The following is a 13,050-nucleotide window of genomic DNA, read 5'->3' as shown; positions in this document are numbered from 1 at the left end:
CGGATGCGCGCCCTGCCCATCCTGTTGCTCGGGAGCGCGCTCCTCTGCGGCGCCAGCGCCGCCGCGGAGGACAAGCCGGTCCGCGAGCTCGAGCCCGTGCATGTGAACGCCATGCGCAATCCGGAGGTCCGCAAGTACAAGGTCATCCTGGCCGGCCTGGACGCCTTCGACCGGCACCACGGCCTGGCGCCCGCGGCCGAGCGCCTGCGCTTCCAGCTCACGGCGCGCAAGAAGGACGAGGCCAAGGAGCCGCTGGCGGCGCGCCTGGTCGGCGACGGCGGCTTCAGGCTGCCGGTCGCCATCGATGCCGACCTGCGTTTCGTGGTGCCGCGCAGCGAGGCCGCCGAGGACGCGGACAGCGAGCTGGAACTGAACCGCAAGCGCCGCGTCTACCGTACCGAGCCCGACATCCGCACGCCGGGCCTGCCGCCCAACCAGCGGCGCCTGGGCGACCTGCGGCTGGAATGCAAGGTGACGGTCGCGATGGCCAAGGCGGAGATCCCGACCTTCTGGGTCTTGAGCATCAACACCATCCTGCTGCGCACCGACTGGTGCGGCTTCTTTGGCGATCCGGAGGATTTTCGATGGGAAGGCGCCAGCAAGAATGCGCACTTCCCCTTCCGCAGCGAGCGGCCGCTGTCAGGGGCGGTGCTGATTGACGGGAACCGCTCGGCCAAGCTGGAAGTCAATGGGGAGACTTACCACGTACCGATCGGGAATGCCAACTGGGGCGACGAGGCGCGGATCGAACTGAGCTATGCAGAGACGGCAGCCCCGGCAGCCCCGGCAGCCCCGCCGGCTACTGGAACTGCTGGCGAAACGCCTCGAACTGCGCCTTGAGGTCCTCGAGTTCGCCGCGCAGGGCCGCGACTTCCTGTTCCAGCTGGCCGACGCGGCTCGCGCCCCCTCCACCGAGGCCGGCGCCGGCGGCGGGCGGCTCGTAGGCGGCCAGTTCACCGCCCAGCAGGTGGCCGTAGCGCGCCTCCTTGGTGCCGGGGGCGCGGTCGAGCCTGGCCACCAGCGGCGGGTACTTATCGATCAGGAACTGCAGCACGGACTCGACTTCGGGCACGCTCTTGAACTCGAACAGGCGGCCGCTGCGGGTGCGGATCTCGCCGGCGGTCTGCAGGCCGCGCAGCATCAGGATGCTGAGCACGGCCACCTTGTCCTGCTCCAGCGTCCATTTGATGCGCATCCGGTGCTCGTATTTCACGACGCGGGCGCCGGCCTGCGAGATGGCGCCGACCAGCTTTTTCTCGATCAGGCGCTGCAGGGTATCCTGGACCGCCTCGTCGCTCAGCTGCATGATCGGGTCGCGGCTCGACAGCTGGTTGCAGCCGTTGACGATCGCGTTCACCGACATCGGGTAGTTATCGGGCGTCAGCGCCTCTTTTTCCGCCAGCACCGCGAGCACGCGGATCTCGGTCGGGTCCAGCATGGCGGCATTCGCAGGCGCGCCAGAGGTCTCGGGGGTCTCGGTGGTCTCGGGCGCGCCCGTCACGTCATTCGTCATTCTTTCCTCAATCGACCAGTCGGTTCAGTTGTTCTTGATCGAGTTTATCACCCTCGGCCAGCTTCGGGCAGCACAGGCCGGCTTCACGCATGGTGTTGGTAAGCCGCTCGATCTGCTCGTCCTGGCGCGCCACGTGGTCGACCAGCGCGCGCAGGGCTTTCGACAGCGGGTCGTCGCCGTTGGCCGTGACGCCGTAGGCGGCGAACAGCTGGGCGCTGCGAGACTGGTCTTCCTTGCGGATGATGTGGGCCGGGTTGCCGACCGCGGTGGCCCCGCTCGGGACCGGCTTGATGACCACGGCGTTGGAGCCGACCTTGGCATAGTCGCCGACCGTGAAGGCGCCCAGCACCTGGGCGCCGGCGCCGACGATGACGCCGCGTTCGAGCGTGGGGTGGCGCTTGGTGCCGGCCACCAGGGTGGTGCCGCCCAGCGTCACACCCTGGTAGATGGTGCAGTCGTCGCCGACCACCGCGGTTTCACCGATGACCACGCCGAAACCGTGGTCGATGAAGACCCGGCGGCCGATGGTCGCGCCGGGGTGGATCTCGATGCCGGTGACGATGCGGGCGACATAGGAAATGAAGCGGCCGACCCACTTCAGCTTGCGCTTCCAGCAGGCGTGCGCCCAGCGGTGCATGATCACGGCGTGCAGGCCGGGATAGCAGGTCAGGACTTCCCAGCCGTTGCGCGCGGCGGGGTCGCGCTGGATGATGCTCTGGATATCGTCGCGTAAATGAGAAAACATGATAGGGATGATCGCCAACCAGCTTGGATGGTAGCGTATGTCGCGGGGGTTTGCTTGGGTGGTGCCGGGAAGCCTGCGCGCATGGGCGCACAAGCAAATGGGGGGAACCATGCCGACGGCATCGTTCCCCCCATGTGCGCAAGCCGGCTTAGACTTCGCGCGCGATCCGCTGGCGGCGCGCCTCGTACAGGCAGACGCCCGACGCGACCGACACGTTCAGGCTCTCGACCGAGCCGAACATGGGAATATTGACCAGCAGGTCGCAGGTTTCGCGCGTCAGGCGGCGCATGCCCTCGCCTTCCGACCCCATCACCAGCGCGGTCGGGCCGGTGAAATCGGCTTCGTACAGGCCCTTGTCGGCGTCGTCAGATGTGCCGATCAGCCAGATGCCGCGGTCCTTCAGCTCGCGCATGGTGCGCGCCAGGTTGGTGACGGTGATGTAGGGCACGGTCTCGGCCGCGCCGCTGGCCACCTTGGCGGCGGTTGCGTTCAGGCCCACCGCGCGGTCTTTCGGGACGATGACCGCATGCGCGCCGACGCCGTCGGCCACGCGCAGGCAGGCGCCCAGGTTGTGCGGATCGGTGATGCCGTCGAGGATCAAGAGCAGCGGCGGACCCTCGATGGCGTCGAGCAGCTCGTCCAGGTTGCGCGCCAGCGCCAGCTGGCTGGCGAAGGCGATCACGCCCTGGTGGCGGCGGGTGCCGGTGATCTTGTCGAGACGGCCGGCGTCGACCGGCATCACGCGCACGCCGGCCTCTTTTGCGCTGGCGATCAAGGCCTTCATGCGAGCATCATTGCGCTCGGCATCGACGAAGATCTCTTCCACCGATTGGGCCTCGTGACGCAAGCGCGAGGTCACGGCGTGGAACCCGAATAACATTTTATTTTTCATGTATTACTGTTTCTTCCTGCTGGTTTTGGACGCGGGGGTCTTTGCTCCCGCCTTGCTTGTCGGTGCGCTCTTGGTCGCACGCTTGGTGGGTGTGTTAGCGGCGGGCTTGCCGGCATTCCCTGGCGCGCTATCGGCCACGGGCTTGGCGGCGGGCTTTGCAGCCGACTTTGCAGCCGATTTTGCAGCCGACTTGCGGGCGCTGCGCGGCGGCGGGACGAAGACGACGTCCTCGTCCTGCGCATCCTGCGCGTGCTGCCCGTCCTGCGCGTGCTGCCCGCCCTGCTCCTCCTGCTCTTCCGTGCTGGTGTAGCGCGACGGCTCCACCGGCGCCGGTGCGGACTCGCCCCTGGCCTTGCGCTTCCTCGGCGGCTTCGGCTCGCGCGCCTCGATCGCGGCCTGGCGCGCCCGCTCGAGCGGCGCCGGGACGGCTTCCTGCGTGTCGGCGGCCAACACCAGATCGATCTTGCGCGCCTCGAGGTCCACCTTCGCGACCTTGACCTTGACCTTGCTGGTCAGCTTGTAGGTCTGGCCGCTACGCTCGCCGCGCAGCTCGTGGCGCGCTTCGTCGTACTGGAAGTAGTCGGTGCCCAGGCCGCTGATGTGCACCAGGCCCTCGACGTAGAGCTGGTCGAGCGTGACGAAGATGCCGAACGGGGTCACGCCGGACACGGTGCCGGTGAAGTCCTCGCCGAGTTTATCCTGCATGAAGTAGCACTTCAGCCAGTTCTCGACATCGCGCGAGGCTTCGTCGGCGCGGCGCTCGTTGGCCGAGCAGTGCACGCCCAGCGCGTCCCAGATGGTGAGGTCTTTCTCGTTCTTCTGGGTGCCGGCGGCCTTGTCCTTCGCGGCCTGCTTGCGCGCCGAATTCGAGATGGTCGTGTTCAGCTTGCCCAGCTCGATGCCCTTCGGCTCGTACTTCTTGCCGAGCAGGATGGCCTTGATCGCGCGGTGGGTCAGCAGATCGGGATAGCGGCGGATCGGGCTGGTGAAGTGGGCGTAGGCCTCGTAGGCCAGGCCGAAGTGGCCGACGTTGTCCGGGCTGTAGACGGCCTGCTGCATCGAGCGCAGCAGCATGGTCTGCAGCAGGCCGGCGTCCGGGCGCTCCTTGATCTTCTGCATCACTTCGGCGTAGTCGCGCGCGCTCGGCTTGGCGCCGCCGCCCAGGTTCAGGCCGACCAGCTTCAGGAAGGTGCGCAGCTGCAGCAGTTTTTCCTCGGTCGGGGTCGCGTGGACGCGGAAGGTGCCCGGGTGCTTGTGGCGAATCAGCAAGTCGGCCGCGCACACGTTGGCGGCCAGCATGCACTCCTCGATCAGGCGGTGCGCATCGTTGCGGGTGCGCGGGATGATCTTCTCGATCTTGCCCACGGCGTTGCAGACGATGTAGGTCTCGGTGGTCTCGAAATCGATCGCACCGCGTTCCTGGCGTGCCTTGAGCAGCGCGCGGAACGCCTCGTTCAGGTGCAGCAGGTGCGGCACGATGCCGGGGCGGCGCTGCGCTTCCGGACCGGCCGTGTTGCCGAGGATCTCGGCCACTTCGTTATAGGTCAGGCGCGCGGCCGAGTGCATCACGGCCGGGTAGAACTGGTAGGCCGTCACTTCGCCGTCCGCGGTGACCACCATGTCGCACACCAGGGTGCAGCGGTCCACCGCCGGGTTCAGCGAACACAGGCCGTTGGACAATTTCTCGGGCAGCATCGGGATCACGCGGCGCGGGAAGTAGACCGAGGTGCTGCGTTCGATCGCATCCTCGTCGAGCGCGTCGTTCGGCTTGACGTAGTGGCTGACGTCGGCGATGGCGACCAGCAGGCGGTAGCCGCGGGCGGCGCCGATCTTCACCGGCTCGCAGTAGACCGCGTCGTCGAAGTCGCGCGCGTCTTCGCCGTCGATCGTCACCAGCGGCACGTCGCGCAGGTCGACGCGGTCGCGCAGGTCGGCATCGACCACTTCGTTCGGCAGGCGGTTGGCCTGCTTCAGCGCGGCAGCGGAAAACACGTGCGGCACGCCGAACTTGCGCACCGCGATTTCGATTTCCATGCCCGGGTCGTCCAGTTCGCCGAGCACCTCGACGATCCTGCCGGTAGGCTGCTGGAAGCGCGCGGGCTGCTCGATCAGTTCGACGCTGACCACCTGCCCCGCCTTGGCCTTGCCCGGCCCGCCCGCCACCAGCACGTCCTGGCTGATGCGGATGTCTTCCGGCGAGACGATCCAGACCCCGCCTTCGTTCATCAGGCGGCCGATCAGGTGGGTATTGGCGCGCTCGACCACTTCGACGATGGTCCCTTCCGGACGGCCGCGACGGTCGGTGCCGGTGACGCGTGCGCGCACGCGGTCGCCGTTGAGCACCTTGCTCATTTCCTTATCGTTCAGGAACAGGTCGTCGCCGCTCTCATCCGGAATGACGAAGCCGTAGCCGTCGCGGTGTGCGCTGACGCGCCCGGTGACGAAACCGGACTGGTCGGCCAACACATAGGCGCCGCCGGCATCGGCGCGGATCTGACCGTCGCGCTCCATGGCGTTCAGACGGCGGCCGAGCACTTCCTGCGCGGCGGGCTTGACCTTCAGTGCGCGCGCCAGGTCGCTTGCGGCGAGCGGGCCCTTGGCACTGCGGAAGGCGGCGAGGAGTTCCTCGCGGCTTGGAATGGTATGAGTAGGTTGCTTCAAATCGTTTTCTTGTTTCTCTTAATGAATCGGCACCGCCGGTGCGGTCACCCGGATTGATTGACACCTTGACAGGCGTAGTGTAACGGAGAGCCGCCGGATTCGCCTAACGCGCGCTGCAAAGTGTGCTCGCAGCATCCCGATGGAAAACCCGCCGTGGGGCTTTTGACTTTTGCAATCCATCCGCTATAATCTCGGTCTCTTCAGCAACGCAGCTCGCTGCAGCGGGAGAGAAGCAGTAGCGGTGAGTCCGTTCGACGCTGCGGTCAACGAAAGTTGATCTGGCGAAAAATGACAAAGCCTGCTATTGTAGCAGAGTTAGTTCAGTGCCCACGTGGCGGAATTGGTAGACGCGCATGGTTCAGGTCCATGTGCCGCGAGGTGTGGGGGTTCGAGTCCCTCCGTGGGCACCACTCTACTGGAAGTGATCCGCAGTAATCGAAGTAAACGCAGTACAGATGCCCACGTGGCGGAATTGGTAGACGCGCATGGTTCAGGTCCATGTGCCGCGAGGTGTGGGGGTTCGAGTCCCTCCGTGGGCACCACTCTACTGGCAGTGATCCGCAGTAATAGAAACGCAGTAATAGAAATAAACGCAGTACAGATGCCCACGTGGCGGAATTGGTAGACGCGCATGGTTCAGGTCCATGTGCCGCGAGGTGTGGGGGTTCGAGTCCCTCCGTGGGCACCACTCTACTGGAAGTGATCCGCAGTAATAGAAGTAACAGCAGTAACAGCAGTACATATGCCCACGTGGCGGAATTGGTAGACGCGCATGGTTCAGGTCCATGTGCCGCGAGGTGTGGGGGTTCGAGTCCCTCCGTGGGCACCAAACTCTACCGGACGAAAGTCCCGCAAGACGCCGTAAGCTTTGAAAAAGGCTTACGGCGTTTTGCGTTTTATGCCATGCACTTGGACAGCCACGGCGAATCTGCCTAGACTGCGCCCATGTCCCTCTTCGATTTCCTTCGCAGGCCCCCTTCGCCCCGCGGCTATGCCGCGCTGCTGCTGAAGAAGCTGGCCATCCACCATCCCGGCGAGGCGGTCCGCTTCGACGAGGAAGGTTTCCGGCTGCTGCTGGGCGCCGACGGGGGCCATGCCATCAACCTGCATACGCTGTACGCCGAATACTGCGCGGCCGGCAAGCCGGAACGCGCGCGCCAGCTCGAGCGCGTGCTGTCGCTGATCGAGCGCAGCGAGCTTCCCGCCAGCTTCGCCGATGTGCGCGCGCGCCTGATGCCGGTGCTGCGCGGACGCGGCTTGGCCGAATACCTGCGCCTGATGGCGCTGGACAAGGATCCGCAGGCCGCGTCGGCCTTCCTGTTCCGGCCCTTCAGCAGCGACACCATCCTGACCCTGATGGTCGACAGCGAACAGTCGATGCAATCCTTCCGCTCCGACCAGCTGGCGCAATGGGGCGTCTCCAGCGACGAGGCGCTGGCCGCCGCCATGGACAACCTGCGCGACGCCACGGTCGACCGCTTCATCCAGGTCGAGCGCGGCGTGTTCGCGGGCGACTGGGGCGACGCCTACGATTCATCGCGGCTGCTGCTGCCCGACCTGGCGCATCGCATCGCCGGCGCCAATCCGCTGGCGATGGTGCCGGCGCGCGGCACCCTGCTGCTCGCCTCGGGCAAGGACATCGAGGCCGTGCGCGCGATGGTGGCGCTGGCCCGGCGCATCGCCGACACCGAGACGCGGCCGGTGTCGGCGCTGATGTACCGCTACGAGAACGGACGCGCCGTCGCCCACGTGCCGGACGATGCGTCCGTGCGCAGCGGGCTCGAAAGCCTGGGGCGGCAATACCTGTTCGGTGACTACGCCGCGCAGAAGGAGACCCTGGACGCGCTGTATGAGAAAAGCGGGACCGACGTCTTCGTGGCCAGTTACAAGGTGATGCGCGATCCTGCGCGGGACATCGAGTACAGCATGTGCAGCTGGACGCGCGGCGTCGACGCCCTGCTGCCGCGCACCGACCGCGTGGCGCTGGTCGACCTCGACGGCGACCAGATGCAGGAACTGATCATCGTGTCCTGGGACGCGCTGCAGGCCGCCTTCGGGCAGCTGATCCAGGCGCTGCCCGATGCCTGGCCGCAGCGCTACCGCGTCACCGGTTTTCCCGACCTGGAACGCGCGCGCGCCATCGCACTGCCCGCACAGCCCTAGGACGCGCCGCTAGCCGCCAGGTCGTCGAGGATCGGGCAGCTCGAGCGCGCATCGCCATGGCAGGACGCCGCCAGCGCCTCCAGCGTGCGGCGCATCGCTTCCATCTCGGCGATCTTCTTGTCCAGTTCCGCGATGTGGGCGCGCGCCAGGGCGCGCACGTCGGCGCTGGCCCGGTCCTGGTCCCGCCACAGGCTCAGGAGCTTGCCGATCTGCTCGAGCGAAAAGCCGAGCGCGCGGGCGCGCTGCACGAACTGCAGCACCCGCACGTCTTCCTGGCTGTAGACGCGGTAGCCGGCTTCGGTGCGCCTGGCCGCGCCGATGAGCCCGATCGATTCGTAATGGCGGATCATCTTGGCCGAGACGCCGGAGGCGCTGGCCGCCTCGCCGATGTTCAGATGCCTTGCAACTGCGTGCATGTGTCGTCTCCTGTTGTATCCAGGTGCAGGATATACCTTCCCACAGTAGCAAGGTCAAGACATGCTTGACTTGGCGCAAGGGTACGGTAAGCTCGGCAGGACATGAAACCTCTCGCCTTCCTTCTTGCGCTCGGGCTCGCCAGCCAGGCCGCCCTCGGCGCGCCGGCCCCGTATTTCCAGTGGCGTAGCAAGCTCAACGGCGCCCTCGCCTGCTCCCAGACCCCGCTAGGTCCGGGTTGGGAAAAATTCGCCGGACCCTACCGGGACGCGCGTTGCGAAAAACTCATTGTTGCTAAATAATGGGGTGGCAAGGCGCATCCCATCTATTCCAATACTGAGGAGACACCGATGTTCACGAGTCCGGAGCAATTCGCCAACGCGACCAAGACCCTGTTCGACCTGCAGATGCAAACCTTCAACACCCTTGCCGACAAGACGGTGAAGGGCGTGGAGCAAGTGGTGGCGCTGAACATGAATGCAGCAAAGAGCTCGATGGAAGGCTCGATCGCCGCCGGCCAGCAAATGGCCGCGGGCCTGGCCGCGGGCCTGTCGGCTCCTGGCGACCCGAAGGCCGCGATCGCGGCCCTGCATGCGCGCATGCAGCCTGGCGCCGCCGGCGCCGCGGCATACCGTGAGCAGCTCAAGTCGATCATCGACGAGATGCACCAGGAATTCCGCCAGGCCGCCGACACCCACGTGGCGGAAGCCAAGAGCACCCTGTCGGCGCTGATCTACGACGTGACCCAGAACGTCAAGCCGGGCTCGGAGAACGCCGTCGAGATCATCAAGACCGCGATCGACAATGCCTTCAAGGGTTACGAACAGGTGACCCAGGCCACGCGCCAGGCGGTGCAGACCGTCGAAGCGCAGATCGCCAAGGCCAGCTCGATGGTCCAGCCGGGCGCGCAAAAACCGGCTGAGTAGTCAGCCGGTCCCATGAAAGAAAATTTCACTCGAGTTACTTTGGTGAAATTTTCTTTCAACCCCCTTCCGTTTCGATTCCCAACAGCTCCTCCAGCCGCGCCAGCGAGGCATCGTCCTTGATGACCGAGCGCAGCCATGCGTGCAGCGGCTGCTCGCCCCAGCGCGCCGCCTTCTCCGCCAGATAGGCGACCGGGCTGTGCGGCTCGGTGCGCCGGAAGAACTCGGCCACCCCGCGCAGCTGCGCCAGCGCCTGTTCGCGGCTTTGCAGCTCACCCTCGTGCGTCATCACCCGGACCCGCGTCGGGGCAGCGGATGCCGGCACCGTCGGCACCGCGGGCCCCGATGCTGCCGCGCCCTGGGCCGCCTGCGCCGACCGCGCCGGCGGCGGCGCCACCAGGTCGGCGAAGTCGCGCAGCGCCGCGCGGCCGGCGCCGAAACTCGGCCCGTCCGCGCCGAGCCGGTCGTCGACCACGCGCTCCAGCTCGGCCAGCGCGGCCAGGCATTCCTGCGCGCTATCAAGCAGCGCCTGGCGCGCGGCCGGCGTCGATTTGGCGCGCGCCGTTTCCAGCTCCGCCACCGCCTCCGGACCGCGGGTGCGCGCCGCCTCCCAGGCCATCATGCTGACTCCTTCGGCCACCGGCGCTTCTTTCACCAGCGGCGCCAGGCGGGCGGCGATCCAGGCCAGGTTGCCGATGCGGCGCTCATGGCCATCCTCGTCGGGCAAGGGGTGGACTTCGAGCCAGTAGCGTTCGCACAGGGCGGCCAGCAGGCGCAGGCTGCCGGCCAGGCCGGCCAGCCGATCGGTCTTGGCCATCGCCTCGGCCAGCCAGACCGCCAGCTGCAGGTCCTTGCTGCGGGTCTCGATCAGCTCCGCGCAGCGCCTGGACACGAACTTCCAGTCGGCTTCCTTGAGCGTGGTGACCCAGGCGCCCTGTTCGATCGACGGGTCGTCGGCCTGGCGCGCGCGGTTGATGGCGTCGAACTCGGGCGAGAAGGCCAGGTCGTCGCCGCAGGGCCGGTCCGCACTGATCGGGGCCAGCAGCTTGTCCAGCTGAATGTCGATATCGCGCATGGGTGCTCCTCACTCGATCGCGTACTTGAACTTGCCGGCCCTGGTCGCGCCCACCTTGACCCGGGTGATCGCGCCGCCCTCGGCCATCCGCGCCAGCACGCTGTCGGCGATCTCGGGCAGCAGGGTGCCGTTCAGGATGTTGTCGACGTTGCGCGCGCCCGAGTCGACCTCGGTGCAGCGGCTGAGCACCGCCGCCACCAGCGCATCGTCGTACTCGAAGCGGGCGCGGTGGTTGTCCATGATGCGCGCCCTGATGCGGTCCAGTTTCAGGCGAATGATCCTGGTCAGCACCTCGTCGCGAATCGGGTAGAACGGCACCACGCTCAAGCGGCCCAGGAAGGCCGGCTTGAGGTGCTTCATCAGCTGCGGGCGGATCAGTTCCGCCAGCTGGTCCGGGGCCGGGACCTCGTCCAGCGGCTTGTTCAGGCAGGCCTGCATCATCTGGCTCGAGCCCACGTTCGAGGTCAGGATGATGATGGTGTTGCGAAAGTCGATCTGGCGACCCTCCGCATCGTCCAGCACGCCCTTGTCGAAGACCTGGAAGAACAGCTCGAGCACGTCGGCATGCGCCTTCTCCACTTCGTCCAGCAGCACCACGCTGTAGGGATTGCGGCGCACCGCCTCGGTCAGCACGCCGCCCTCGCCATAGCCCACGTAACCGGGCGGCGAGCCTTTCAGGCCCGACACGCTGTGCGCCTCCTGGTATTCGCTCATGTTGATGGTGACCAGCTTGCGCTCGCCGCCGTACAGGATGTCGGCCAGCGCCAGCGCGGTCTCGGTCTTGCCCACGCCCGAGGTGCCGACGAACAGGAACACGCCCTTCGGCTTGTTCGGGTCATCCAGGTTGGCGCGCGCGGTGCGCACCCGCTGGGCCACGGCCTGGCTGGCATGCGACTGGCCCAGGATCCGCTCGTCCAGCAGCGACTGCAGCTTGATCACGGTATGCAGTTCGTCCTTCACCATGCGGCCGAGCGGAATGCCGGTCCAGCTGGCGACGATCTCGGCCACCGTGTGGCCGTCCACCTGTACCGGCACCAGCGGCGACTCGCCCTGCAAGGCCCGCAGCCGGTCGACGCGGACGCGCAGTTCGCCGGCGTCCTGGGTGCGGCCGTCCTCGAGCGCGGCGCGCATCTCGCCGATCTCGGCGGCGAGCTTCTGCTCTTCGTCCCAGCGCCGCTGCAGGCCGATGCGCTCGTCGTCGAGGGCGCCGCGGCGCTGGCGCAGTTCGAGGAGCTTGTCTTCGTGGCCGGCGCCGGCGTTGGCCTCGCGCTGCAGCGCGGCCATCTGGGCGTCGATGCGCTCGATGCCGCGGCTGCAGTCTTCCAGCGCCGCCGGGGTGGCGCTCTGGCCCAGCGCGACCTTGGCGCAGGCGGTGTCCAGCACGCTGATCGCCTTGTCGGGAAGCTGGCGCCCGCTGATGTAGCGGTGCGACAGGCGCACCGCCTCGCTCACCGCGTCGTCGTAGATGCGCACCCCGAAATGGCTCTCCATCAGCGGCGCCATGGCGCGCAGCATGGCGCAGGCGGTGGCCTCGTCCGGCTCCTCGACCTTGATCACCTGGAAGCGGCGCGCCAGCGCGGCATCCTTTTCGAAGTATTTCTTGTATTCGCCCCAGGTGGTGGCGGCGATGGTGCGCAGCTCGCCGCGCGCCAGCGCCGGCTTGAGCAGGTTGGCCGCGTCGTTCTGGCCGGCGGCGCCGCCGGCGCCGATCATGGTGTGCGCCTCGTCGATGAACAGGATGATCGCGTGCGGGCTCTTCTTCACCTCGTCGATCACGTTCTTCAGGCGATTCTCGAACTCGCCCTTGACGCTGGCCCCGGCCTGCAGCAGGCCCATGTCGAGGGTATGGATCTCGACGCCGGTCAAGACCTCGGGCACGTCGCCACGTGCGATGCGCAGCGCCAGGCCCTCCACCACGGCGGTCTTGCCGACGCCCGCCTCGCCGGTCAGGATCGGGTTGTTCTGGCGGCGCCGCATCAGGATGTCGATCGCCTGCCGGATCTCCGGATCGCGTCCGATCACCGGGTCGACCCGGCCGTCGCGTGCGCGCTGGGTCAGGCAGGTGGTGTACTGGTCGAGCGCCGGCGTGGCGCGCGCCGGGCCGGCCGCGATCTCGTCCGCGGCGTCGCCCGGCGCTTCAAGCTGCTCGACCGCCGCCGGCTGCGCTTCCTGCGAGCCGCGCGTCAGCTTGTGCAGGTCGTGCTTCAGGCGGTCCACCGGGAACTTGCGGAACAGGGGCGAGGCGCGCAAGGCCAGTTGCGACAGCGAGGGCTCGGTCAGCAGCGCCAGCAACAGGTGGCCGCTGCGGATCTGGTTCGGCTGGCCGTCGGCGGGCGTCGCCAGCGAGGCGATCAGCCAGGCATGCTCGAACAGCAGCGGCAGGTGGCGCGAGAACACCGGCGTGCGGGCGCTGCCGGTGGCGAAGCGGTCGATCTCGTGGCGCAGGTCGGTTTCCAGGCCCGTCAGGCTGATGTCGCATGCCTGCGCGATCACGCACAGGTCGCTGCCCGGCTGCTCGATCAGGCCCAGGAACAGGTGCTCGACCTCGACTTCGTACTGCCCCAGGCCGACGCAGATCGAGGCGGCGCGCGTGGCGGCGGCGCGCGTGGTGTCGTTCAGCTTGCCGATCAGGGTCTTGAGATTGATGTCCATCGTGTCGCGTCC

Annotated in this window: 11 protein-coding genes and 4 tRNA genes; 8 read left to right on the top strand and 7 right to left on the bottom strand. The window is 67.3% G+C overall.

Going from position 1 to position 13,050, the window contains the following annotated elements; all coding sequences use genetic code 11:
• Window positions 1–3 precede the first annotated feature (3 nt).
• Window positions 4–840: a hypothetical protein gene (locus tag IM543_10590; GenBank protein QOY96223.1), complete on the top strand. Its 837-nt coding sequence runs from the start codon at window positions 4–6 to the stop codon at window positions 838–840.
• Here the strand turns inward: IM543_10590 and IM543_10585 are convergent.
• The 4 genes from IM543_10585 to rnr all read right to left on the bottom strand — a co-directional run bounded on the left by IM543_10585 (window position 800) and on the right by rnr (window position 5,811).
• Window positions 800–1,513: a YceH family protein gene (locus IM543_10585; GenBank protein ID QOY96222.1), complete on the bottom strand. Its 714-nt coding sequence runs from the start codon at window positions 1,511–1,513 to the stop codon at window positions 800–802. The two genes, IM543_10590 and IM543_10585, sit on opposite strands and share 41 nt — an antisense overlap.
• A gap of 7 nt (window positions 1,514–1,520) precedes the next feature.
• Window positions 1,521–2,258: a serine O-acetyltransferase gene (gene cysE / locus IM543_10580; protein ID QOY96221.1), complete on the bottom strand. Its 738-nt coding sequence runs from the start codon at window positions 2,256–2,258 to the stop codon at window positions 1,521–1,523.
• A gap of 148 nt (window positions 2,259–2,406) precedes the next feature.
• Entirely contained in the window at window positions 2,407–3,150 is a 744-nt protein-coding gene (rlmB, locus tag IM543_10575; GenBank protein QOY96220.1) for a 23S rRNA (guanosine(2251)-2'-O)-methyltransferase RlmB, read from the bottom strand.
• Between the two features lie 3 nt (window positions 3,151–3,153).
• Entirely contained in the window at window positions 3,154–5,811 is a 2,658-nt protein-coding gene (gene rnr / locus IM543_10570; protein QOY96219.1) for a ribonuclease R, read from the bottom strand.
• 325 nt (window positions 5,812–6,136) lie between these two features.
• Here rnr and IM543_10565 point away from each other — a divergent pair.
• The 5 genes from IM543_10565 to IM543_10545 all read left to right on the top strand — a co-directional run bounded on the left by IM543_10565 (window position 6,137) and on the right by IM543_10545 (window position 7,974).
• Window positions 6,137–6,221 (top strand) — tRNA-Leu (locus tag IM543_10565).
• Window positions 6,222–6,268: 47 nt separating this feature from the next.
• Window positions 6,269–6,353 (top strand) — tRNA-Leu (locus tag IM543_10560).
• Window positions 6,354–6,414: 61 nt separating this feature from the next.
• Window positions 6,415–6,499 (top strand) — tRNA-Leu (locus IM543_10555).
• A gap of 56 nt (window positions 6,500–6,555) precedes the next feature.
• Window positions 6,556–6,640: transfer RNA gene (locus IM543_10550), tRNA-Leu, on the top strand.
• Window positions 6,641–6,756: 116 nt separating this feature from the next.
• Window positions 6,757–7,974: a hypothetical protein gene (locus IM543_10545; GenBank protein ID QOY96218.1), complete on the top strand. Its 1,218-nt coding sequence runs from the start codon at window positions 6,757–6,759 to the stop codon at window positions 7,972–7,974.
• Here IM543_10545 and cueR read toward each other — a convergent pair.
• Window positions 7,971–8,369, bottom strand: a complete 399-nt coding sequence (gene cueR, locus IM543_10540) for a Cu(I)-responsive transcriptional regulator (GenBank protein QOY96623.1) — start codon at window positions 8,367–8,369, stop codon at window positions 7,971–7,973. The two genes, IM543_10545 and cueR, sit on opposite strands and share 4 nt — an antisense overlap.
• A gap of 123 nt (window positions 8,370–8,492) precedes the next feature.
• Between cueR and IM543_10535 the strand changes: the two genes are divergently transcribed.
• Complete coding sequence (locus IM543_10535; protein QOY96217.1) at window positions 8,493–8,690, top strand: hypothetical protein; 198 nt, start codon at window positions 8,493–8,495, stop codon at window positions 8,688–8,690.
• A 48-nt stretch (window positions 8,691–8,738) separates the two neighbouring features.
• On the top strand, window positions 8,739–9,314 hold the full coding sequence (gene phaP / locus IM543_10530; GenBank protein ID QOY96216.1) for a TIGR01841 family phasin: 576 nt from the start codon (window positions 8,739–8,741) through the stop codon (window positions 9,312–9,314).
• Window positions 9,315–9,369: 55 nt separating this feature from the next.
• On the opposite strand, the gene tssA is transcribed toward phaP, so the two are convergent.
• Window positions 9,370–10,386 (bottom strand): type VI secretion system protein TssA, encoded by a 1,017-nt coding sequence (tssA, locus tag IM543_10525; GenBank protein ID QOY96215.1) that lies wholly within the window; start codon window positions 10,384–10,386, stop codon window positions 9,370–9,372.
• A 9-nt stretch (window positions 10,387–10,395) separates the two neighbouring features.
• Entirely contained in the window at window positions 10,396–13,038 is a 2,643-nt protein-coding gene (gene tssH / locus IM543_10520; protein QOY96214.1) for a type VI secretion system ATPase TssH, read from the bottom strand.
• Between the last annotated feature and the right edge of the window lie 12 nt (window positions 13,039–13,050).

This window comes from Massilia sp. UMI-21 (assembly GCA_015277795.1).
Taxonomy (GTDB): Bacteria; Pseudomonadota; Gammaproteobacteria; order Burkholderiales; family Burkholderiaceae_D; genus Telluria.
Note: the sequence above shows the minus strand (reverse complement) of the source record. Positions and strands in the feature narration are given on the sequence as shown.